The 24,300-nt window shown below is 49.3% G+C and carries 20 protein-coding genes; 18 read left to right on the top strand and 2 right to left on the bottom strand.

The window, feature by feature from the left end:
- The first annotated feature begins 199 nt into the window (after positions 1–199).
- The 6 genes from nhaA to FMR86_RS06205 all read left to right on the top strand — a co-directional run bounded on the left by nhaA (position 200) and on the right by FMR86_RS06205 (position 10,547).
- Positions 200–1,558 carry a Na+/H+ antiporter NhaA gene (gene nhaA, locus FMR86_RS06230; protein ID WP_163350229.1) on the top strand — a complete coding sequence of 453 codons (1,359 nt, stop codon included), beginning with the start codon at positions 200–202 and terminating at the stop codon, positions 1,556–1,558.
- Between the two features lie 21 nt (positions 1,559–1,579).
- Positions 1,580–4,276, top strand: coding sequence for a PAS domain S-box protein (locus FMR86_RS06225; RefSeq protein ID WP_163350228.1), 2,697 nt, complete (start codon positions 1,580–1,582; stop codon positions 4,274–4,276).
- Positions 4,266–5,324 (top strand): HD-GYP domain-containing protein, encoded by a 1,059-nt coding sequence (locus FMR86_RS06220; RefSeq protein WP_163350227.1) that lies wholly within the window; start codon positions 4,266–4,268, stop codon positions 5,322–5,324. Before FMR86_RS06225 ends, FMR86_RS06220 begins: the two co-directional genes overlap by 11 nt.
- 210 nt (positions 5,325–5,534) lie before the next feature.
- Positions 5,535–6,134 (top strand): TetR/AcrR family transcriptional regulator, encoded by a 600-nt coding sequence (locus FMR86_RS06215; protein WP_239057160.1) that lies wholly within the window; start codon positions 5,535–5,537, stop codon positions 6,132–6,134.
- Positions 6,124–7,143 (top strand): efflux RND transporter periplasmic adaptor subunit, encoded by a 1,020-nt coding sequence (locus FMR86_RS06210; RefSeq protein ID WP_163350225.1) that lies wholly within the window; start codon positions 6,124–6,126, stop codon positions 7,141–7,143. The genes FMR86_RS06215 and FMR86_RS06210 overlap by 11 nt, the downstream gene beginning before the upstream one ends.
- Positions 7,144–7,385: 242 nt before the next feature.
- The gene (locus FMR86_RS06205; RefSeq protein WP_163350224.1) at positions 7,386–10,547 is read left to right on the top strand and encodes an efflux RND transporter permease subunit; all 3,162 of its coding nucleotides are present in this window, start codon (positions 7,386–7,388) and stop codon (positions 10,545–10,547) included.
- Positions 10,548–10,653: 106 nt separating this feature from the next.
- On the opposite strand, the gene rsgA is transcribed toward FMR86_RS06205, so the two are convergent.
- Entirely contained in the window at positions 10,654–11,724 is a 1,071-nt protein-coding gene (gene rsgA / locus FMR86_RS06200; RefSeq protein WP_163350223.1) for a ribosome small subunit-dependent GTPase A, read from the bottom strand.
- A complete protein-coding gene (locus FMR86_RS06195) occupies positions 11,724–12,119 on the bottom strand; it encodes an RNHCP domain-containing protein (protein WP_163350222.1) in 396 nt (131 codons plus the stop codon). Before FMR86_RS06195 ends, rsgA begins: the two co-directional genes overlap by 1 nt.
- A 739-nt stretch (positions 12,120–12,858) precedes the next feature.
- Here FMR86_RS06195 and FMR86_RS06190 point away from each other — a divergent pair.
- From FMR86_RS06190 to fliP, 12 genes are all read left to right on the top strand, one after another.
- Positions 12,859–14,184, top strand: coding sequence for an APC family permease (locus FMR86_RS06190; RefSeq protein ID WP_163350221.1), 1,326 nt, complete (start codon positions 12,859–12,861; stop codon positions 14,182–14,184).
- A gap of 150 nt (positions 14,185–14,334) precedes the next feature.
- Entirely contained in the window at positions 14,335–14,628 is a 294-nt protein-coding gene (locus FMR86_RS06185; RefSeq protein WP_163350220.1) for an Hpt domain-containing protein, read from the top strand.
- Positions 14,629–14,751: 123 nt separating this feature from the next.
- Positions 14,752–17,154, top strand: coding sequence for a type I DNA topoisomerase (gene topA, locus FMR86_RS06180; protein ID WP_163350219.1), 2,403 nt, complete (start codon positions 14,752–14,754; stop codon positions 17,152–17,154).
- 459 nt (positions 17,155–17,613) lie between these two features.
- Positions 17,614–18,531 (top strand): GTPase Era, encoded by a 918-nt coding sequence (gene era, locus FMR86_RS06175; protein WP_163350218.1) that lies wholly within the window; start codon positions 17,614–17,616, stop codon positions 18,529–18,531.
- Positions 18,532–18,634: 103 nt separating this feature from the next.
- Positions 18,635–19,339 carry a YggS family pyridoxal phosphate-dependent enzyme gene (locus FMR86_RS06170; protein ID WP_163350217.1) on the top strand — a complete coding sequence of 235 codons (705 nt, stop codon included), beginning with the start codon at positions 18,635–18,637 and terminating at the stop codon, positions 19,337–19,339.
- 28 nt (positions 19,340–19,367) lie between these two features.
- Positions 19,368–20,129 carry a motility protein A gene (locus FMR86_RS06165; protein ID WP_163350216.1) on the top strand — a complete coding sequence of 254 codons (762 nt, stop codon included), beginning with the start codon at positions 19,368–19,370 and terminating at the stop codon, positions 20,127–20,129.
- Positions 20,130–20,303: 174 nt separating this feature from the next.
- Positions 20,304–21,134 carry a flagellar motor protein MotB gene (locus FMR86_RS06160; RefSeq protein ID WP_163350215.1) on the top strand — a complete coding sequence of 277 codons (831 nt, stop codon included), beginning with the start codon at positions 20,304–20,306 and terminating at the stop codon, positions 21,132–21,134.
- Positions 21,135–21,143: 9 nt separating this feature from the next.
- A complete protein-coding gene (locus tag FMR86_RS06155; RefSeq protein ID WP_163350214.1) occupies positions 21,144–21,872 on the top strand; it encodes an OmpA family protein in 729 nt (242 codons plus the stop codon).
- Between the two features lie 47 nt (positions 21,873–21,919).
- Entirely contained in the window at positions 21,920–22,420 is a 501-nt protein-coding gene (gene fliL, locus FMR86_RS06150) for a flagellar basal body-associated protein FliL (protein ID WP_163350213.1), read from the top strand.
- 92 nt (positions 22,421–22,512) lie between these two features.
- Complete coding sequence (fliN, locus tag FMR86_RS06145) at positions 22,513–23,205, top strand: flagellar motor switch protein FliN (protein WP_163350212.1); 693 nt, start codon at positions 22,513–22,515, stop codon at positions 23,203–23,205.
- Positions 23,198–23,563, top strand: coding sequence for a flagellar biosynthetic protein FliO (gene fliO / locus FMR86_RS06140; protein ID WP_163350211.1), 366 nt, complete (start codon positions 23,198–23,200; stop codon positions 23,561–23,563). Before fliN ends, fliO begins: the two co-directional genes overlap by 8 nt.
- Positions 23,496–24,287 (top strand): flagellar type III secretion system pore protein FliP, encoded by a 792-nt coding sequence (gene fliP / locus FMR86_RS06135; protein ID WP_163350210.1) that lies wholly within the window; start codon positions 23,496–23,498, stop codon positions 24,285–24,287. Before fliO ends, fliP begins: the two co-directional genes overlap by 68 nt.
- Positions 24,288–24,300: the final 13 nt, after the last annotated feature.

Raw genomic sequence — 24,300 nt, 5'->3', positions numbered from 1 at the left:
TTTTTCAAGGGCCTCAGATTATTATCTGAGGCCCTTCTTTTTATAATAGGACGGCGGGCCCGTTTTATAATTTATGGTTAAGGTTTTTCATCCTTATATATTCCTGTTATGATGTTGCTTATTATATGGATGTCGTTTGTATTTTATATATTCTGTAAAAAACGGATGTGTTTAGCAAATTGAATATATTGGAGTACCCATGAGTAAGGCACAAGTTGTAACTAAAGATGATCAGCCCAGAATAGATAAGATGCTCCAGCCCTTTTATGAATTTGTCAGGGTTGAGTCTTCCGGCGGTCTGGTTTTGATTATCGCGACAATTCTTGCTCTGATCTGGGCTAATTCTCCGTGGGGACATCTTTACGAAGCTTTTAAAAGCATGCCCTTAACCGTGGGTGCCGGGGATTTTATCCTTTCCAAACCGGCCATTCTCTGGATCAATGACGGGTTGATGGCTGTTTTCTTTTTTCTGGTCGGCCTTGAAATCAAACGCGAAATTCTAGTAGGTGAATTAAACTCATTCAGGCAGGCGTCTTTGCCGATTTTTGCGGCTGTGGGCGGGATGGTTGTACCGGCTCTGGTGTATGCTTTTTTCAATGCCGGAACCTCTTCAGTGGATGGCTGGGGTATTCCCATGGCTACGGACATTGCCTTTTCTCTGGGCGTACTCTCCATGCTCGGGGACCGGGTTCCGTTGAGCCTTAAAATTTTTCTCACTGCAGTAGCCATTGTTGATGATATCGGTGCCATACTTGTTATCGCGATCTTTTATTCTTCAGGCATATCGCTTTGGATAATCGGCCTGGGCATGCTTTTTTTCGTGTGCATGATCGTATTGAACAGGCTGGGGGTGCGTCATCCGTTGCCGTATCTATTTTTCGGCTGCCTGATGTGGCTGGCATTCCTGAAAAGTGGAGTGCATGCCACTGTGGCAGGTGTTCTGGCGGCCATGACCATTCCTGCTTCAACAAGACTTTGCTGTACTGATTTTCTGGGACCCATGCGCAACCATCTCATGGATTATGAAATGGGCGGAGATAAGAACAGGGTTACACTTTCAAATAAACAGATGCTTTCCGCTCTCGGCAACATGAACAGGGATGTACTCATGGCCAGTCCTCCGCTGAAGCGTATTGAGCATAATCTTCATTATTGGGTGGCCTTCGGGATTATGCCCATATTCGCCCTTGCTAATGCGGGCATTGATTTCACCGGAGAGGGCGGCGGTCTGGATGTTTTCCACCCGGTGAGTCTCGGTATTTTTTTCGGTCTGATTGTGGGTAAGGTTGTGGGAATCTGTCTGGCCAGCTGGATTGCGGTGAAGAGCGGCATTGCTGAAATGCCTCGTACCATGGTTCCCGGTCATTTTCTGGGGGCGGCACTGCTGGCTGGTATTGGGTTTACCATGTCAATTTTTATTACCACTTTGGCCTGGGATGCAACTTCTCCATTTGTGGTTGAGGCCAAGTTCAGTATTCTGGCTGCGTCTGTTGTGGCCGGTATTTTAGGGTTCATTGTACTTAGAAGCTGTTCTCTTCCCGGTAAATGCGAGAAATAGCCCGCTTCTTGATGTGGAATTATGCAAAAAACAAAAAAAGCAATTTTTAAATATATATCATTCACTGTATTTTTATTTCTGATTCTGGATGTTTTTATCCAGTATCAGCTTTATCAGCGTTACAGGAATGACCAGCTTTTGAGTGTTTACCACCAGACATCGGCCTTGCGCGCCCGGATTGAGAAAGAGGTAAACAGTAGCCTTTTGTTGATTAATGGGTTGGCTGACTATGTTTCATACCATCCGGAATTAAGTAGAAGTGAGCTGGAAAGTTATTGCCAGGGGATGCTTTTCAGATCCAAATTGATTAAAAATATCGGTGTCGCTCCTGATTACGTAGTAAAATTTGTTTATCCGATAAAAGGAAATGAAGCGGTACTGGGCCTTGATTACAGACTATCCCCAACCCAGTGGGAGCAGGTAAAAGAGGTTTATGAAACCGGAAAAATGGTTGTTGCCGGACCGCTTGCTCTGGTGCAGGGCGGACAAGGGTTGATAGGGCGTGCTCCGGTTTTTGTGCGCTCCAATGAATATTTCTGGGGAATTGTTTCAGCTGTTATTGATGTTGACCAGTTGTTTGTGAAGGCCGGGTTGAACAAAGTTGCCGATTTGAAAATTGCTGTCAGGGGTGTTGACGGTAAAGGGGCTGAAGGGGCTGTTTTTTACGGAGACCCGGATATTTTTGATCCCGATAGTAGTGCCGTGACCATGCAGGTGACCCTTTCTTCCGGTTCGTGGCAGATTGCAGCCCTACCGGCAAAAGGCTGGGGAGTTATTCCTCCTGATTCGTTTATGCTGCATGGCATTATGATTTTGCTGGTGCTGAGTATTTGTTTTTCCATCTACAAAATAGTTACCAAGAATGCTGAGGTGGAAATGGTCAGAACCAACCTCAGTGAAGCCCAGTCTATCGCCCGTCTCGGAAATTGGTCCATGGATCTTGTGAATGGAAAAATATGGTGGTCGGATGAGACCTATAATATTTTCGGGTTGGTCAAGGGAGAGTACACTCCTTCAAAAAGAGGTTTTTTCAGCGTTCTGGTTCACCGTGATGATCGTAGGGTAGTCAGCGATACTTATATTCAATCCATGAAAAGCGGCGAAGATTATTCATTGGATCACAGGATAGTGAGGCCCGATGGTGAAGTAAGGTATGTTTCAGAGCGCGGGAAGTTCAGCTATGACGATGATGGTAATCCTGTCCGGGTCTATGGAACAATCCATGATATTACTGACCGGAAATTGATGGAGAAAAAACTCAGGGAAAGTAAAATCCGTTTTGACCATGTGACCAATAAGCTGAGCCGTCAGTTTGTATTTTTCTCACATACTATCGATGGTGAGTTCGTCCGGCTTAGTGAGGGGATTACCCATCTCGGCTATGGATCACCGGAAATAGGGTTGGGGCGAAGATGGACTGAGCTGTTTGATTTTTCTCCGGAGTCCGTAATCAAAGCTAATGAAACCAATGCCCGACTCCTTTCAGGGGAGATTGAATCTTCTGAATTTGAAATGGAATTTACCACACCGGACGGTCAGGAACGCTGTATGTCCGTTTATGCCTATCTGGCTTATGACTTTGAACTTGAAGAAAATGTTTTTGAGGGTGTGGTTCTTGATATTACCGAAAGGAAGGCCCGTGAGGAAAGACTTAAGATTCTGACTCAGGCCATTGAGAATGCCCCTGTATCTGTTGTTATTACCGATACTGAAGGCGACATCACCTATGTGAATCCGTATTTTTCCAAGGAAACCGGATATTCGTATGAAGAAGCCATCGGCCAGAATCCAAGGGTTCTCAAGTCCGGTGAACATGACGATCTGTTTTACAAGGATATGTGGGATACTATCAGCAGCGGCAGAACATGGCGCGGGGATATTATTAATAAAAAGAAAGACGGATCCTTTTATTGGGAATATGCATCCATATCACCTGTTTACAATCCTAAAGGTGAACTGGTCAGCTATGTTGCTGTAAAAGAAGATATCAGTGACCAGAAAGAGCTTGAAAGACTCAAGTCTGATGTGGACCTGATCATGCGTCACGATCTCAAAACACCCTTGAACGGAATCATCGGCCTTCCGGGTTTGTTGCGCATGGATGACAATCTTACCAAGCAGCAGCATGAGTTACTGAAAACAATTGAAAATTCCGGTACGAATATGCTCCATATGATCGATATGTCATTGGATATGTTTAAAATGGAGACCGGGAAATATGAATACTACCCCTTGGAGGTTGATGCCTTGGGTGTTGCACGGCAGGTTGTTGATAACAGCAGGTCAATAATCAGTGCCAGTAGAGTGGGGGTTGAAGTTTTGGTTGATGGCACCCCTGATTTTATGGAAAAATTACTGGTGTGGGGTGAGGAAAGACTGATCTATTCCCTGTTGTCAGGGTTACTGACCAATGCAATCGAGGCATCCCCTGCCGGTGAAGATATAATTATTGAATTTTTGCAGAATGAAAATACCATAATTTCTGTAAGCAATAAGGGCGTTGTTCCTCTGCAGGTCCGGGAAAGGTTTTTTCAGAAGTATGTCACTTATGGCAAAGAAGACGGAACCGGACTGGGGACATACTCGGCAAAACTGATGTCCGATGCCATGCGTTACGGAATTGAAATGCAGACTTTTGATGAGCTGAACGAAACAAAAATTATAGTTACGATTCCCCGTGAGCGGCCTGAGAGCCGGGGTGGTTCTAATGGAATGTAAAAGAAAAATACTGGTTGTTGATGACGAGCCGCACAACATTGTTCTGCTGGAAGGTATTTTGACCAAGTTGGGGCATGATGTTGTCGGTGCTGAAAATGCGGTGGTTGCCCTTGAAAAGCTGGATCGAACCTTTGATCTGGTCTTAAGCGATGTGAAAATGCCGGTGATGAACGGTTTTGAGTTTGTAAGCCGAATTCGGGAAAACGTGGAAACTCAGGATATTCCGGTGATCATGGTCACAACCCTTTCCCAGAAGGATGACCGGCTCAAAGCTGTTGAAGTCGGGGCCAATGATTTTATTACCAAGCCCATTGATATTGTGGAGCTTAAAATCCGCACTGAGTCCATGCTGCGCCAGAAGGGACAGCAGGATGAAATAAATTCTTTTCAGTTCGACCTTCATGAAATGGTTGAAAGCAGGACCATGGAACTTCGGGAAGCTCTGGCCCGGCTTGATGATGCCCATGTGGAGACCATTCATCATCTTTGCGCGGCTGCTGAATATAAGGATGAGGAAACAGCATGCCATCTGGTCAGGATGGCGGAGTACAGCAGAATTCTTGCCGAGAATATTTATCTGGACAGAAAGTCAGTCCAATTGATCCATACCAGTGCCCCCATGCATGATATCGGCAAGATCGGTATTCCTGACAGCATTCTGCTCAAGCCCGGCAAGCTGGATGATGAAGAATGGAAAGCCATGCAGAGGCATGCCGAAATTGGCGGGAGTATTCTGTCCATGGGCAGCTCTGATTATATCAATATGGGGGCGGTAATCGCTCTCAGTCATCACGAAAAATGGGACGGTTCAGGTTATCCCAGCGGATTAGCTGGCGAAGATATTCCTCTGCCCGGAAGAATCTGTGCGGTTGCCGATGTTTTTGATGCCCTGACCAGCAAACGTCCTTATAAGGAACCGTTCAGCATAGAGAAGTCACTGGAAATCATGAAAGAAGGCCGGGGGGCTCATTTTGACCCACAACTTATTGATATATTTTTTGATAACCTTGATGATATACTTGAGATAAAGAATAAGCGCAGCGATTAGTTTTCAAAAAGAATATATTTTAGGTTTTTGGGAAAGAGGTCGGTCATTTGCATTTGCTAAAAAATGCATGGCCGACCTTTTATTTTGTATATAGTAGAAGTGGATAATTTGGATTGTGAACTTTTTGTGAACACTGTTTACAAAGTAAACGGTGTTTGCTAGATCCGGTTTATGTCAGTTATAAACAGAAGAGAAGAAGAACATAAACGGATGAAGACAAGGATTCTTGACGCGGCCAGAGAGCTGTTCGTCAAGGATGGTTTTGATAATGTCTCCATGCGCAAAATCGCAGCCAAAATCAATTACAGCCCGGCTGCGTTGTACAGGTATTTCAAGAACAAGGAAGAGCTCCTGCTCACCCTTAAGCAGGAGGGCATGGAGAAATTTGGGGGCATGCAATCACATCTTACGGATATTGAAGATCCTTTTCTCCGGTTGCGTGAGGGGGGGAGAATTTATCTGGATTTTGCCTGCGCTGAACCGGAATATTATGAGCTGCTTTTTAATAGAAGGGCTCCTTCTTTTTGTGATCCTGAAAAGTGGATCGGAAAACCGCACCGTAATTTTATGAATTTCAAGGAGACGGTGCGCCAGTGCATTGAGACCGGTGTGCTGGGCGATGTTCAGGTGGATATTGCCGTGGCTTCACTGTGGTCTTCCGTACATGGTTTGGCCTGCCTTGTTTCCACTGGAAAATTGCAGAACAGCTTGCCGGAAATTGATATGGATACCGTATTTGATCAGGTTCTTGATTTTATCACTATTCCGCAGAAAGAGCGGGTCAGACAGGGGAAGGATGATGAAAGCTAAAACAATGCTGATCGGCAGGGCAGTTGTATTTCTGCTTTTAATCCAAGCCGTTTTGATGTGTCAGCTGCTTCCGGATGGAATTGCTGCAAGTGGCAAGACCTTTAAAGCTGAGCAGGCTTCAAGGGTAATTTCTTTGACCGGGTTCACCCGGCCGCGGGTGGCCATGACTCTGGTCAGTGAAGAATCCGCAGTATGCACCAGGGTTTATTCCGATGTGGGGGATACTATCGGCAGCAGCGGGAAGTTTGCCGAGCTTGATCCTACCTTCATCAAGCTCGAAATCGCCCAGTTGCAGGCGGATCTCAAGCGGCTGCGCTCAGACCTTACCTACTATGACAAGGAAGCCAAGCGTTATATAAAGCTGGTCAAGAAGAACACCGCAGCTCAGTCCGAGTTGGACCTGCATATCCGAAATTTTGAATCCGCTGAAGCATCCTTGCGTTCCACCCAGCTCAAGCTAAACGTGGACCGCGAACATCTGCGTCGATACACCCTGCGCGGACCGGAAGGCTGGCGGGTAATCAAGCGTTATATAGAACCGGGAGAATGGGTTAACAAGGGCGAAAAAGTAGCTGAACTGGGCAATTTCAAAACCCTGCTGGTCCCTTACGCATTAACCATTCCAGAACTCAAAAAAGTCCGCAAAGCAAATGGCAGCATCACTCTAAAACTTCCTGACCTGAACATTGAAGTTCCTGCCGGTCTTGAGCGTATTTCCCCTGACTTTGATCCCGAGACGCGCAAGGTTGCAGTGGATTTTGAGATCAGCAAGGGCAAATTTGAATTTCGGGGCGGCTTGCGAACCGAATTGGATATTAAAATGCCTGATCCCGGCGGAGCGGTTGTGGTCCCCAAATCAGCACTGCTCAAAGCCTATGATGATACTTTCATCGTCCGCCCCGATGGCGTGAGGGTAAAGGTTTTAGTTTTGGGTGATACAGATGATGGACGAGTTCGCGTTTCATCACGGGCAGTCAAAGCAGGCGAAGAATTTTTGATTAAACCATAGCCTCCGGCGGCCCTGCCGGGGGCCTTAAACCCTTTTTGCAAAAAGGGTTTAAGAATCCCAAAAACTTTTATTAAGGCTTCGCCATTTCTTTATTCGAAGAACTTATTTAGCTCGCTACAAGCGAAGCTTAACAAAAACTTCTTTGAAAGAGAGGGGATGGGGTCTGGGGAAGGGGAGAGAAAAGCTTTGGGCGTTAGCAAAGTTTTCTCTCCCCTTCCCCAGCCGCCGGAGGCATCACCAATATGAAAAATTTAATGCGTTTTACTCTTAAGCAGACGGTTTTCATCAACATTATTTTCATCTTGTTGATGATTGTTGGAGTCTTCAGCATGGCTGATCTTCCTGTTGAGCGTTATCCCAACGTTCACATGGGCAAGGTTGTTATCTCCGGCTTTTTGCCCGGCGCATCGCCTGCCGACGTGGAAGCACTGGTGACCAAGAAAATTGAGGACGCGCTGGATGACCTTGAAAACGTAGAATATATCCGTTCAAGGTCCTTTCGGGAACGGTCCAGCATCATGGTTAAATTCCTCGATGATACCGATTATGCCCACGGGTATGACGAACTGCGCTTTCGGGTCCTGTCCATTCAGAATGACCTGCCGCGGGAAATGGACCCGCCCACCTTCATGGAAATCAATGTCAGTGAATGGCTCCCGGTAATCAGGGTCTGCCTCGTGGGCGACCGCGCCAACCGGGCTCTGTCCATGATGGCTGATGAGATGAAAGTGCAGCTGCGTAATGTTCCGGGTGTGAATGAAGTGGAGGTTGAGGGGGAGTATACCCGTGAATTCCATGTAAATCTTGATCCGCACAAGCTCGTGCGTTTCAAACTGACTTTTGATGATGTGGCCCGTGCCCTGGCAGATGCTAATATTTCCATCCCTGCGGGGGATTTTTCAGCTGCGGGCGGCGAGTATGTGATCGTTGTGGATGAAAGGTTCCGCACCCGGGAGGAAATCGCGGAAACCATCGTGCGCATGGATGGCGACGGGTCCTTCGTTACCGTGGGCGATGTACTCAGCGACGCACGGGTTTCCTACCGTGATCCGCAGGTGATCACTTCCATTAACGGCCGTAATGCTGTTACCCTCAAGGTTGTGAAATCATTGGATGGTAATGCGGTGACCATTGCCGAGGATGTGGAGAAAATAGCTGATAATTTCAGGTCCGCACTGGAAAAGGAAGGTGTTGAACTGGTCCTGACCAACGACCAGCGGCTGCACATCGAGGATGCCATTAATACACTGGGCATGAACCTGTTGGTGGGGATTGTGCTTGTCTTTGTGGTTATCTATCTGGTCATGGGTTTCAGGAACGCCATGCTGACCACCATCGGGGTGCCTTTTGCTTTTCTGGTGACCATGGTCATCATGAAGCTGACCGGGAATTCATTGAACCAGATCACACTTTTTTCTTTTGTGCTGGTCAGCGGGATCATCGTGGATGACGCCATTGTGGTGGTGGAAAATATTTTCCGCCATGTACAGGAAGGTAAAGAACTGAAGGAAGCAGTGATAGACGGTGCTTCCGAGGTTTTTCTGCCCGTAGTTTCGGCCACAGCGACCACTGTGGCTGCATTTTTGCCCATGCTGATCATGACCGGGTCCACCGGAGAATTTTTCGCGCAGGTGCCCAAGGCGGTAACCTTTGCGCTTATTGCCTCGCTGATTGAGTGTCTTATTATCCTGCCTTCGCATTTTCTGGATTGGCCCGGAGCCAAAGGGCTGATGAAGAACCGGGAAAAGTATACCCGCGAACCCGCTTTCATGCGTCCTTTGCGCCGTTGGACCGATAAGTTGCTTTCCGTAGTAACCCGGTTCAGGGTTATTTCACTGGCAGTTGTGTTCGGGGCTTTTATTTCGGCTTTGTTTATCCTTGGGGTGTCCATTTCCGGGAAGCTGCCGCTGATCAAAATTAAATTTTTCCCGGATGACTATTCCCTATATTACATAGAATTAGAAGGCCCGGTGGCTACGCCCATTGAGCTTACTTCAGACAAATTGAAACGTATCTCTGTTTTTGTGGAAAAGATGGGACCGGGCATGGCCAAGTCCGCCACCGCTTTTGCCGGATTTTACCAGAATGAGGATTACGAGATGGTCCATGGCTCCAACCTCGGTAATATTGTGGTGGAGCTTCCGGCCAAGGATAAGCAGGTCTTTGCAGATGCCCCGGAAAATGATCCGGGTGCGCATCTTGAGTTCATGCGTAAGGAGCTGGAAAAATACGCAGAACCGGGCTGGACTTTCCGGATCCGGCCGGAAAAAGACGGGCCTCCCGCAGGTAAAGATATAAATATCAGGGTACTGGGTGCCGATCACGGTTCTGTTAAGGGACTTACTGCGGCGATCATGAAATTCATCAAGAATAATGATGAACTCGGCCCTCATCTGATCAACCTTGCTACAGATGACGGTACGCCTAACCGCATTTTCAGGTTCAACCCCATTAATGAACGGGTCGCGGAATACGGATTGACCCCGAAACAGGTTGCGAATTTGTCAGGTTCGGTTCTGGATGGTCGCTTTGTGGGTGAATTCAGGCTCTCCGACGAGGATGTGGATTTGCGTCTGAAGATCGACCCGCAATACCTTAATAATCCGGAGGACGCTCTTTCCGTACCCGTGTTGGAGCATAATCAAAGCCCGGTGCGTATCGGAGATATCTGCGATGTCTCCATCTATATGGAACCGGGTCAGTTCAACCGTTTCATGAGCCAGCGGGCGGTGACCATCACCGCCAATATCAAGCCCGGTTCAAGGCTTTCATCACCTGCGGCAGTGAGTATGGTCAGTGAGTTTTATGAGTCTGTGCGTAATGAATATCCCGGTGCTACGGTGAACTTTTCCGGGGAATATGAATCCACCCGCAAGTCGTATACCTCGCTGGTCTATGCCTTCATGACCGCCATCCTGATTATTTACCTGATTCTGGCCACTCAGTTTCAGTCCTATGGGCAGCCGGTGATTATTCTCTCGGCTGTGGTTTTTTCCATAACCGGGGTAATTCTGGGGACCTTTTTTTCTCAGACCATCTTCACGGTAAACAGCTTTATCGCCACTGTGGGTGTCACCGGGGTTGTGGTCAATGATTCCCTTGTGTTGCTGGATTTTATGAACAAACTTTATAAATCAGGCATGGACCGCAAAACCGCCATGCGTGAGGGGGTCCGCATCCGTCTGCGTCCCATCCTCTTAACCACCCTGACCACTACGCTGGGACTCTTGCCCATGGCTGTAGGGTTTCCTTCCTACTCTCTGGTCTGGGGAGCCATGGCTTCTACATTTGTGACCGGGCTTTGTACCGCTACTTTTCTGACTTTGTTCATTATCCCGGTAGAATGGGATTTGTTCATGGGATTTATGGAGTGGCGGGAAAAGAGAAAAGCCCTGCGGGGCTGATTTTGATATTTGCCTCCGGCAGCCCTTCGGGGAGCCTCCCGGCGGGCACCTTCAGCGGGACCAAAGGAGCTAAGCCCCTTTGGAATCCCTATTAGTTTAAGTTGGTTTATTTTCTTTTGTTTTTAACAGTCCTGCGGATCAACTTGGATAGCTGCTTATCTTTTGCTTTTCTGGCCTGACGTTTTTTATCGTCTACCTTGCTTTCAATGAAGGAAAGCTCGGCGCGCATATCAGAATAGTTCTCATACCGTTCTGTTTCCAATGAACCGTCAATAAGCAGTTCTCGCACGGCGCATCCGGGTTCATTCTGATGGGTGCAATCCCGAAAACGGCAGTGTTTGGCTGCTTCGCGGATTTCACCATAGGTATCATCCAGACTTTTGCGGCTGCCCCAGAGCTGGAGTTCGCGCATGCCGGGGGTGTCGATAACCATGGCACCACTTTTTAGGAAGAACAATTCCTTATGCGTGGTGGTGTGCCTGCCGCGCAGGTCGCTTTCGCGCAACCCTGCTGTTCTCAGGGTGTCCATGCCCAGCAGGGAGTTGATCAGCGATGATTTCCCCACACCGGACTGGCCGCAAAAAGCAACGGTGGAACCTTTTTCAAAGCTCATTGAAAACTCTTCCACCCCTTCTTCGGTTACAGCACTGACCATGTGAACGGGAATGTTGCCTGCTACACTTTGGGCCTGCAGCATGGCGATTTCGCGGTCATCACAGAGGTCTGCCTTATTCAGCACGATGACCGGACGGGCACCGCCCTCAACAGCCATGGCGATGTAGCGTTCAATGGAGCGGAGGTTGAAATTCCGGCCTCCGTCCAGTCCGCAGACTATGCACAGGTAGTCTATATTGGCGGCTACCACCTGCTGACTGTCTTCGTTCCCGGAACTGTTGCGCGAGAATGCGCTTGAACGTTCCAGTACGTGTTCAATCTGGGCATAATCAGCGCATTGCCGGAAAGCCACCCAGTCACCCACGGTGGGGTAGTCCGAACGGTCCATGGCTGTAAAATGGAAATGTCCGGAGACATCGCCAGTTATGCTGCCTTCTGCGCTGTATAAAGTGTATTGGCCGCGCAGTTCTTTTAAAACACGCCCGGCACTCAGACCCTGTTCTTTATAGGGCTGAAACTGGTCTTCAAAAAAGGTACTCCAGCCTAATTTATTGATATCCATTATATTTCACCGCCCATCTGCTGACGTTCAATTCTTTCCAGAGCGATATTCGCCGGGAAGGGTAATTGAGTGATGAGGCGTGCCGCCAATGTAAAGAGCACTACCTCATTGTCGTCGCCTGCAATGCGGTTGGTGCGGATGAAGCCGCATTTGCGGCAGCGATGAATAACTGCACACTCCCTGTTTTCTTTAATCCACAACCCGATGGGTTCCATAATGCCCCGGCAGCCGGATCTCCGGTCTCCGATTTTCATGTCCATATGCTTGCTGTGCAAACAATGGCTACAATGGTTTCGGTTCTGGGTTCCGCTGAGCGGAGACGGCACTGTAAGGCCGCAATGTTCGCAAATGAACGGTCTGGTATCCATGTGGACGGTTTTTTGTTGTCTGGACATGACTCTACTCCTGCAAATGCATAAATGCATTTACCTGTATAATGAGCTGTATTTTAAGGGATTATTCTGATTTTTAGTCTGAACACAAGGTAATGGGCTTCCCTTGCTGTGAACAAACACAAACCAGATATCCAGCTAAAGCAGCTGCAAATTAATAATCAGGGTAATAACAATTCAGGCACTGGGCGCACCTGTCCTGCGGGAGTGGAATGACAGAAAAGACGTGTAGAATTAAGCCTGAGGCTTAGAATTTAAGCTTAGAATAGAAACTATTTCTAAATTTTTAATGTCCTTAAAGTGCACTCCTAGAACAGGAACACCCTTCTCACATTGGTAAACATAAAATCTCCTTTAAAAGTTAATAACTCGGTCCAATTTGCACTTTCCGAATTATTTGTCAATGCCGATTTTATCAGTTTGGGTAATGTACTGCATCAGTGGGAAATTTTTGTATATTCACACAAATGCTTTTTGGTTTTCGTAATTTTATGTCTATTTTTTTGCAAAAACGTGAAAAAAATTCTGGACAGAACCCTGTTATCCGCGCAAGTAACTCTGTTTGTGCCTGATCGTGATTATTGTCTGCCTGTGTTTTAATACATCTCCAGCAGGGATAGCGCAGTTTTTATTTCATGGTCATTGTTGTTTGCGGATGGTTTGCTTCCCATGCTTTATTTTTCAGATGCTGGGCAGAGGGAAGGTTGGAAGGATGATTGTGTAAAAGGGGTGATTGTTTATTATGGATAATTTACAAAAGAAATACGGTTTCTGGACTGCGACCGCCATGGTTGTGGGTATTGTAATCGGTTCCGGGGTGTTCTTTAAGGCCGATGACGTGCTCAAGGCTGCGGGCGGTGACCTGCCTACTGCGTTGCTCGCATGGCTGATCGGTGGCTCCATTATGGTTGTTACCGCATATGTTTTTTCCAAGATCGCGACCCGCATCGAGAAGGTCAACGGTCTGGTAGACTATTTCGAAGAAGCTTACGGCGAAAAGGCCGGGTACATGGTCGGCTGGTTCATGACCTTTATTTACTACCCGACTCTGGTTGCTGTTCTGGCCTGGGTTTCCGCCAACTACTCCGTCGGGCTTCTGGGAGCGAAGGATATACTCTGGCCTCTGTCTTTCGTATATCTGACCGGATTTTTCCTGCTCAACTATTATTCTCCGGTTCTGGCCGGTAAGTGGCAGGTTTCCTCCACTGTGATCAAGCTTATTCCGCTTGGTCTCGTTGCCATTGTCGGCGGTATTGCAGGTTTGACCAGCGGTCAGACCATGCAGAATTTCACTCAGGTCGCTCAGGAAATTGCCGGATCCGGCGGCGGACTGGCCGTGGCAACCCTTTCCACCGCCTTTGCTTACGAAGGCTGGATCATCGCCACCGTCATCAACGCCGAGCTGAAAGACGCCAAAAAGACTCTGCCCCGCGCACTGGTTGTCGGTACCATCGCGGTTATGACCATCTACATGCTCTACTATCTGGGTATTTCCGGCGTACTGACCAACGATCAGGTTCTGGCTGAAGGCGACGCCGCACCTGTTCGCGTCATCGAGATGATCTTCGGCAACGTGGGCGGCACCCTGCTGACCGTGTTTGTTATCATTTCCTGCCTCGGTACCCTGAACGGCCTGATCATGGGTTCTGCGCGCGGCATGTTCTCCATTGCCTCCCGTAACCTCGGTCCCCGTGCCGACCTTTTCAAGCAGGTTAACCCGGTTACCAACAGCACCAGCTGGTCCGCAATTATCGGATATTTCCTGTCCTGCTTCTGGCTGGTTGTCTGGTACGGCAACTTCCACGGCTGGTGGGGCCAGTTCATGGATGTTTCCGAACTGCCCATCGCGTTCCTGTACGTGATCTACATCTCCATCTACATCTGGGTGATGAAGACTTTCACCGACCTCGGACCTTTGAGCCGTATTCTCTGCCCGCTGCTGGCAGGTTGCGGATCTGTGTACATCATCTGGGGCGCGATCCAGAAAGATATGTTCATCCACTTTCTGATTATCTTCCTGATTATACAGGGAGCAGGGATGATGCTGATGAACAGCTCTAAAAAATAAAAGAACAAAAGCCCGCTTCACGCGGGCTTTTTTAATGCCTTCGGCGACCCTGCCGGGGGCATTAAACCCTTTGAAAAGGGTTTAAGAATCCCAAACTTTTTTAATAGGGCTTCGCCCCGGTTTATGTATAATTGTGCGGTGGAGGTGACAATGGCAACACTTGACGAAAAACTGGCAGAGCTTAATAAAAGATATGCTGACGCATTGGGTGGTCGAGTTGAGGAGCTGGAAGGATTTCTTTCTGAATATGAAAGTACAGGTTCTGATTCCAGTCTCGAAAAGCTTTATAAAAATGCCCATGCCGTGGCCGGATCGGCGCGCACTTTCGGGCTGCCGGAAGTTACCGACCGGGCCAAGGAACTTGAATTGGCCGCCCGAGACGGTGCTGACACAAAAATTTTACAGAAAAAATTATCAGCGTTGAAACTTTGTATTTCTTCCTGATTTTCTGGTTGGTTAAAAATAATTTTAAGGAAATGGATTTACCGTTCGGAGAGGAAGAATTGCCCCGGATGGTCGTTTTTTATAGTTGCATAGTGTCAACTAGATGGTTATAGGCTGCAAACTATGAGCAAAGATTTGATTGTTGTTGAGTCCCCGGCAAAGGTGAAGACTATCAGTAAGTTTCTTGGCAGGAACTATCAGGTTGCTGCGTCCGTAGGTCACGTACGCGACCTGCCCAAGAACAAGCTCGGAGTCGAAGAAGATGGTGATTTCACTCCCCAGTACCAGATCATTCCCGGTAAAGAGGATGTGGTCAACAAGCTGAAGAAGGCAGCGGCTAAAGCCGACCATGTCTTCCTCGCACCTGACCCCGACCGCGAAGGGGAGGCTATCGGCTGGCACGTGGCGGCCATTATCAAGGAAGTGAACGAGAACGTCAGCCGTATCCAGTTCAACGAAATTACCGCCCGGGCCGTTAAAGAAGCCCTCGAACACCCCAAGCCGCTCAATGAACAGCTTTTCGACTCCCAGCAGGCCCGCCGTATTCTGGACCGTCTGGTGGGTTACAAAATTTCTCCCATCCTTTGGAAAAAGGTGAAAAGGGGCATTTCCGCAGGGCGTGTACAATCTGTTGCTCTCAAGCTCGTAGTGGAGCGTGAAAAAGCACGCCGGGCATTTATCCCGGAAGAATACTGGCTGTTCAAAGCCCATGTGGAAGGCAAGAATCCGCCGCCTTTTGTGGCCGACCTCTGGAAAGTGGACGGCAAAAAGGCCGAGATCGGTTCCGCTGAAGAAGCTGAAGCCCTGCAGAATAATGTAAAGGGTGTGCCTTTTGAGATCACTGATCTCACAGAGAAGGAACGCAAGCGTAATCCGCTGCCGCCTTACATTACTTCCACCCTGCAGCAGGATGCCAACCGCAGGCTCGGCTACTCTGCAAAGAGGACCATGACCCTTGCCCAGCGTCTGTACGAAGGTGTTGAGCTTGGCGACAAGGGTACCACCGCGCTCATTACCTATATGCGTACCGACTCCGTGCGTATTGCCAACGAAGCGCGCGATACCGCCAAAAAGGTCATTCTGGACAAATACGGCAAAGATTTTTATCCGGCCAAGCCACGGGTCTACAAATCCAAAGGCGGGGCACAGGATGCTCACGAAGCGATCCGCCCGGTTGACGCTTCAATCATGCCTGAAGACGTGAAGCCGTTCCTGCCTGCGGACCAGTTCAAGGTCTACAAGCTGATCTGGAACCGTTTCATCGCTTCCCAGATGGCTCCGGCCCGTTTCTGGGATACCGTGGTCACCATTCAGGCCAAGAACACCATCTGGCGGTCCAAAGGTGAAAGACTGCTTTTCCCCGGTTTCATGCGCGTTACCGGAAAGACCGGTGATGAAAAGCTCATTGAGCTGCCCAAGCTTGATAAGAGCGAAGTGCTCAAGGTCGGCAAGATCGACAGCGAACAGAAGTTTACCCAGCCCCCGGCCCGTTACTCCGAAGCTTCCCTTGTGCGCGAGTTGGAAGAAAAGGGCATCGGCCGGCCGTCCACTTACGCATCCATTATTTCCACTATTCAGGATCGCGGTTACGTGAATCTGGAGGAAAAGAAATTTATCCCCACAGAGCTCGGTTTTGTGGTCAGTGACCAGCTTTCCGAGCACTTCAAGGAACTTATGGACGTAGGGTTCACCGCTGCCATGGAAAAGCAGCTTGATGATGTTGCCGACGGCAAGATCGAGTGGACCAAGCTCATGAAAAATTTCGCGGACGGATTTTATCCCACCCTTGAAACAGCGTCCAAGGAAATGAAGCGCGGCGGTGAGGATACCGGGATAACCTGCGAAAAATGCGGTTCGCCCATGGTTATCAAGTTCGGGCGTACCGGGGAGTTCCTCGGCTGCTCCAATTATCCCGAGTGCAAAAGTATCGTTAACTTCACCCGTGACGACAAAGGTAAGATCGTAGTTCTCGAAGAAGAACCGCCGGAAGACACCGGAGTTACTTGTGAGAAATGTGGCAGTGCCATGGCTATCAAGCGTTCCAGCCGCGGAGAATTCCTCGGTTGCACCGGATACCCCGATTGCCGCAACATCAAGAATTTCGAGCGCGATGATGACGGCAAGGTCAAGGTCGTGGAAACACCCAGTGCCCAGATTGTGGGTAAGTGTCCCGACTGTAAGGACGGTGATCTGGTCATCAAACATGCCCGTACCGGGAGCCGTTTCATTGCCTGCTCCAACTACCCGGACTGCAAGCATGCCAAACCTTTCTCCACCGGGGTCAAATGTCCCCGCGAAGACTGCAAGGGCGAGCTGGTGGAAAAAAGCTCCCGTCGCGGTAAGCTTTTTTATTCCTGCGACCAGTACCCGGATTGCGATTATGCGGTCTGGTATCCGCCCATTGACGGCCCCTGCCCCAAATGTGGACATCCCGTGCTGGTCAAAAAGACCACCCGCGCCAAGGGCGAGCACATCGCCTGCCCGGAAAAAGGGTGCGGTTATGTTCAGGGTGAAGGCGAAGAATAATTTGATGCGCTTTCGCGCTTTTTGATGAAAAGATTTCGCCTCCGGCGGCTTAGCCCTTTTTGAAAAAAGGGCTAAGAACCCCAAAAACTTTTATTTCGGCTTCTCCGGAGCTGAGTCTATGGTAAGTATTTGGTTTCACGTGAAACTAGAGTTTTTCTAGAAAATTTATTGATAAATACTAGATCAATTAAACCCTTCCCGATTCGTATTGGGGAGGGTTTTTAGCGTCTAATCAGGACGTTTCAAGGACGACGATTTTTGAAATTGGCCTAGTGAAGGTTTTTCGTGTATTTTGCCTTTGGCGTTCAGCGGATGAATCCAAAAAGCTGGTAGCAAAAGCTTGTTAAAAGTTTTTGGGATTCTTAAACCCTTTTTTCAAAAAGGGTTTAAGCCCTCGGAGAGCCGCCGGAGGCATCTTCAAAATAAAAGCGCGAGAGCGCATCATAATAAGGAAATAAGATGTCAGAAGAATATAAATTCGGCTGGGTCGCTCTGATCGGCCCGCCCAACGCAGGTAAATCCACTCTCATGAACCATTATCTGGGTCAGAAGGTGGCCATTGTTTCACCCAAACCCCAGACCACCCGTAACCGCATCAGCGGTATCCTGAGCGATGAGAATTCACAGGTTGTTTTTCTGGATACTCCCGGTATCCACCGCATGCGCGGCAAGATGAACCGCTTCCTGCTCGATTCTGCATGGGAAGCTCTGGGCAATGCCGATGCCATTGTGGTGCTTTTTGACGCCGCCCTTTACGCCGCCAAGCCTCATCTGATGGAAAAGGAACTGGCCCCGGTTGTGAAACCTGTGAACCAGTCCCGCAAAAAGCTTTTCGTGGCCGTGAACAAGGTCGATAAGGTTAAGGACAAGGCCAAGCTGCTTCCGGTTATGGAAAAAGCACAGGAACTCTGGCCCGAAGCTGAGTTCATTCCTGTCTCTGCGCTGAAAGGCGAAGGAGCGGATGTGCTGCTGGAAAAGGTTGTGGAAACCCTGCCTGAAGGGCCGCCTATGTTCCCGGAAGATCAGGTTTCCACCGTGCCCATGCGTTTTATGGCTGCGGAAACCGTGCGTGAGAAGCTTTTTATGAGCCTGCAGCAGGAGCTTCCTTATTCCACAGCGGTGGAGATTGAATTCTGGACCGAAGAACCGGAACGTAATCTGGTCAACATCGGGGCCATAATCTACACCACCAAGAAGAACCACAAAGGTATGATCATCGGTAAGGGCGGGCAGAATTTGAAGAAAATCGGATCTCAGGCCCGGCGTGAACTGGAAGATATGCTGGAGATGAAAGTTATGCTCGAGCTCTGGGTGAAAGTCCGTGAGGGCTGGACCGAGGATGTGGGCTTTTTGCGTTCACTGGGACTCGGCGAGTAGTCGATTTAGTGAAATCTTGTCCTTTTGTTTTCTTTTTATTAAAGAAATTTATATAATCAACCGAATTTTACTGTATGCCGCTGCATGAAACGGCAGTTTGAAGATGAGTAACAGGGAAAAAGAACTTATTGAAAATATCTCAGAGGTTAAGGAAGATGTAGCAGCAGCCTGCCTGCGGGCCGGTCGCAAACCCGAAGAAGTGACTGTTATGGCGGTCTCCAAACTTCACGCAGCTTCTGATATCGAGATTTTGTACAAGGCGGGACACCGCTGCTTCGGGGAATCCTATGTGCAGGAGGCCCTTACCAAGCAGGAAGAGCTGTCCGGGCTGGATATAGAGTGGCATTTTATCGGCGGGCTGCAGTCGAAAAAGGCCAAGCAGGTTGCCGGAAAATTTAGTGCCGTGCACAGTGTGGATTCTTCCAAGCTGGCCGGGCTGCTGAATAAAAAGGCGGAAAGCCTGAATGTGACCCAGAATATCCTCATTCAGGTGAATACCGCTTGTGAGGAACAGAAGTGCGGGGTTACTGAAGAAACACTCCCGGCCTTGGTTGAAGAGGTTCTGGGGTACGGCAACCTTAAGTTGACCGGACTGATGTGTTTACCGCCCTTTTTCGGTGATCCTGAAGGGGCAAGGCCTTATTTCGCCAGGCTGCGTATGCTTTCCGAAGGTATGGAAAAGCTCTTCGGAATCAAGCTGCCGGAACTTTCCATGGGCATGACCGGGGATTTCCGGGTGGCCATTGAGGAAGGATCGACCATGATCAGGGTCGGGACCAGAATTTTCGGGACCAGACCGGGGTATTAGAACTTAAACAACCCACAGGCGGATTTTTATGGATCTGGGTACAGTTATTGGGATAGTGCTTTCATTCGGGCTTGTTCTTGCGGCTATTCTGGTCGGAAGTCCGCTGGGTATTTTCATTTCTGTTCCGTCCGTACTCATTGTTATCGGCGGAACCATCGGAGCTTCGCTGGTTAACTATCCCATGGGCCACGTGCTGGGGGTTGTCGGGGTTATTAAGAAGACCTTTTTTTCCAGCCTTGAATCCCCCTCCGATATCATCGACAAATTCATGGATTTCGCCAACCGTGCCCGCCGCGAAGGTATCCTCTCCCTTGAGCCTGCCCTGAAATCCATTGAAGACGACTTCCTGCGCAAAGGGTTGCAGCTGACAGTTGACGGACTTGAGCCGCAGGTTATTCAGGAGATTCTGGAAACCGAGATTCAGTACCTTGAGAACAGGCATGAAACCGGGGCTGAAATCCTGAAAATTTTCGCTGACTTCGCTCCCGCTATGGGCATGATCGGTACGGTTATCGGGCTGGTGCAGATGCTGCAGACCATGAGTGACCCCAGTACAATCGGCCCGGCAATGGCGGTTGCGCTGCTGACCACCCTGTACGGCGCGATTTTTGCGAACCTTGTTTTCACGCCCATGTCCGGTAAGCTCAAAACCCGCAGCAAGGAGGAAATCCTGCTCCGGGAAATGGTCATGGAAGGCATCATTTCCATCTCCAAAGGTGAGAACCCCAAGATTATCGAGGAGAAGCTGAACAGCTTCCTGCCTCCGAAAATGCGTAAGATTTCTGATTAGTTCGCATATTCGGAACGAGTTATAAAAAAAGCAGCGAAGCTAAATAAAAGTTTTTGGGATTCTTAAACCCTTTTTACAAAAAGGGTTTAAGGCCCCCGGCAGGGCCGCCGGAGGCAAAATCCGACCATTCTTAAAAAAAGCGCGAAGCGCAACAAAATTTTCTTTGGGGTACAGATGGGTAGAAAGAAGAAGCCGCCAGAGCCGGAAGGACAGCCCTTATGGCTGATTACTTTCAGTGACCTGATGACCCTGATGCTCACCTTTTTTGTGCTGCTGGTGAGTATGTCGGTTGTTGACGAACGCCGTAAGCTGGTTGTGCTCGGTTCCATCATCGGTACTTTCGGGTTCGGATCCAAGGGTTATGACGTGCTTTCCGATACTTCTTCCCGTAAGACTGTTCAGGTCGGTCCCATGGAGCTTCAGGAAGGGCTTGAACCCATCAAACCGTTGCTCTGGGAATTTGCTGAAGAGGATTTGCGTTTTGAATCCAACAGGTTCGTGCAGATTCTTTCCATTGGTGCCGATGTCCTTTTCACTCCTGACAGCACCAGTGTTTCCATTGAAGGCGCGCGCATTCTCGATACCGTTCTTCCTGTGCTCAAACGGGTACAGCATCCGGTTCTGGTAGCCGGGCATACTTCCATCCTGCGTGATGAACTTGGTGAAGATTACCGGGTGGAAGACCGCGAACTGACCCCTGATATTTCATGGAAGCTTTCTTTAAACAGGTCTCTTGCTGTTTATAATTACCTGATCCGAAACGGCATGAATCCGGATATGCTCAAGATGGAGGCTTTTGGAAAATTTCGGCCCCGGCATCCCAACTCCACTCCTGAGGGACGTAAGATGAACCGCAGGGTGGATCTTGTGCTTGATACCCGCAGTGCTGCTGTTTCCAAGGAAATCAAGGAATACCAGCCTCCGCGCAAGGAAGATGATAAATTCAAATTTGATGATTTTGTCTTTCCCATCGGTGATGCCGAGAAACCCGTTAAAAGGCAGTAAGGGTGATCCATGGGGCGCGATAAAGTAAAAAAGCCGCCGGATCCGGGCGGGGGCTGGCTGGTCACATTCTCTGATCTGGTGACCCTGCTTTTGACTTTTTTCGTGCTCTTGCTAAGTATGGCATCGATGGACCAGAGTTTTATCACCCGGGTAACCATCATGCCGGCTGAATTGGGATTTCTTGATAAGCGCGGTTCCGGCCGGGTCACAGCCAAGGTCAAACTGGTCAGTGAGTTCCTTGAACGCCCTTGGGAAGTGCTGGAAAAACAGGACCGCATCAAGGATCTGCTTTTCCCGGACGATGTTCTGCCCCCGGATATGGACCGGGCCACGCTGGATGAAAACCTGAAAGTTCTGGCCAAGCCCGAGGGGGTTGCCCTTGTGCTTACGGACAAGCTATTGTTCCCTTTGGGCAAGTCGGAACTTGACGAAAGGGCGAAAATCCTGCTTTACCAATTTGTTCCGGTACTTGATTACCTTGGTTCCGCCGATGTGAATATTGCCGGGTATACGGATGATGTGGGCGGCATGAGCCAGTCCAATTTTCAGTTATCCGGGGAGCGGGCCATGTCCGTGCTGACATATTTTGTGGAGCAGGGCATAATGAATGATCGGTTGACGGTTTCCGCCTGCGGTCCCACCTTTCCCATGTACAGCAATACAACACCGGAAGGGCGGGCCCAGAACAGACGGGTTGAAATTTTGATCAAGACGACTCCACCAATGGGTGGGTATTAGTTCAGGGCTGCTGCCAGTCCGAAATATAAAGCTTAAAAGGATGCATCATGGCTGACGAAAGTGGAGAACCGAAAAAGAAAGGCGGAATGCTGAAGTGGATTATCCTTCTCGTGCTGCTGGCTGCACTTGGCGGTGGCGGATTTTTCGCATACCAGAAATTTTTCGCCGCCCAGCCTGAGGATGCTGTTGAAGAACCTCAGCAAGAGCAGGCAGCCGAAGGGGAAGACCCCGGAACACTGCCCGGTGACGGTTTTACCGTTACCCTGCCTACTTTTGTAGTCAACCTTGCTGATCCGCTGGGCCGCAGATATCTTAAGCTCGGTATTGACGTGGAAGTTGTCAGTGAAGAGGCCGTGGCCGAACTCTCCAAGAAGGAGCCCATGGTCAAGGATACACTTATCCTGCTGCTTTCGAGCAAGACATATCAGGAGCTTTCCACCATGGAGAGCAAGATTCTCCTGAAAAAGGAAATTGTTGATCGCTTGAACCAGATTCTGGGCGGATCAAAAGTTTTACAAGTATATTTTACGGATATGGTTATCCAGTAGCACGGTTTTTGCTTAACCACATGATGGTGTGTCGAATTTATGTCACCGAAACTGTTTAAGGATGACCAATATTAATCCGGAGGTAGGCTGTAATGATGTCAGATGATCTTGATCAGGATAAACTCGCGCAGGAATGGGCGGACGCCCTTACTGACGATTCCGACGGTGCTGATCCTCTGGGGGCTGATCCCGGTGACGGCAATGATGAAGCTTTGGCCGATGAATGGGCCGCCGCACTGGCTGAGCAGGATGACGATGCCCCTGCTGACGAAGACGCCCTTGCCAATGAATGGGCTGCCGCCCTTGGTGAACAGGGCGACGAAGGCGGCGGAGATATGGACCTCGATGGCGGTGGAGGCGGCGGAGATGCTGCTTTGGCCGACGAATGGGCCGCCGCACTGGCCGAGGATACCGGGGATGATATCCGCAAGGAAAAGGAACAGGAATTCCTGCGTACCCAGACCCGCGATGCCGACTTCAAGGATATGACCAATGAAGCCAAGAACCCGCGCCATGACGGTTCAAGACGCGATCTTGACTTTATCCTTGATATTCCGCTGGATGTTTCCGCTGAACTGGGCCGGGCAAGGATGCTCATCAACGAGCTCCTGCAACTGGGAACCGGATCAGTGGTCGAGTTGACCAAGCTGGCCGGGGAACCTCTTGAAATTTATGTTAACGGCAAACTGGTCGCCCGTGGCGAAGCTGTTGTAATTAACGAAAAATTCGGTATCAGGCTGACTGATATCATCAGCCCCATCGAGCGGGTGAAGCATCTTGCCTAACGCAACTGCCACTGCGCTTATGGTTCCGGAAACGGGGCTGGGGTCTGTGCTCAAAATGTCGGGAGCACTTTTTTTTATTCTGGCTATGCTGCTGCTGGCCTATTATTTCATGCGCCGTCTCAATATCGGCGGTGCCTTTCCCGGAGCACGAAAAGGTACACTGGAAATTGTGGATCGGCTTGCGCTGGGTCCGCGCCAGAATATTACAGTAATCCGCTACCGCGACAAAGAATTGGTGGTCGGCGTTACCCACGATAAAATAACAATGCTCCATGCAGGGGATGAAGGAAATGCAAAGACTGATTCCGACTTTGCCGGGTATCTTGAAAAAGAACATTCCGGCACTTCTGACTCTTAGCGCAATCCTTCTGCTGGTCATTCCGGCAGCTGCCTTTGCACAGGAGACCGTACCCACCCTGACACTCAACCTTGCCGCCGGGCAGGAAGAGCCGGAGCAGGTTGCCAAGCTGCTGGAAATACTTTTCCTGCTGACTATTCTCGGCATGGCACCGTCCATCATGCTGACTATGACGTCCTTTACCAGGATCATCATTGTCTTCCACTTTTTGCGTCAGGCCATGGGTACGCAGCAGATGCCGCCCAACCAGATTCTGGCCTCACTGGCCATTTTTATGACTGTGGTCATCATGATGCCTACCGGAAAAGCCATTAATGATACGGCCCTGCAGCCTTATCTGAACGAGGAAATCGGTTTCAGCGAGGCAATTGACAAGGCGCAGGTTCCCATCAGGACCTTTTTATTCAAACATACCCGTGAGAAAGACCTTTCCATATTTTATTCCATTACCGGGGAGAAGAGGCCGGAAACCAAAGAGGATGTCAATACCATGCTCCTCATTGCGGCCTACACCATCAGTGAGCTGAAGACCGGATTCACCATCGGGTTTCTGATCTATGTTCCGTTTTTGATTCTCGACATGGTTATCGCCAGTATTCTGCTGGCTATGGGTATGATGATGTTGCCCCCGGCAATGGTTTCGTTGCCGTTTAAAATTTTACTGTTTATCATGGTTGACGGGTGGTCGCTCCTGACGGGCTCCATAGTCAACACGTTCTTGTGACCCGGGCAGTAGT

Origin of the sequence: Desulfovibrio sp. JC010 (assembly GCF_010470675.1) — a bacterium.
GTDB lineage: Bacteria > Desulfobacterota > Desulfovibrionia > Desulfovibrionales > Desulfovibrionaceae > Maridesulfovibrio.
The sequence above is the reverse complement of the archived record's forward strand: the minus strand, read 5'-3'. Positions and strand labels throughout refer to the sequence as shown.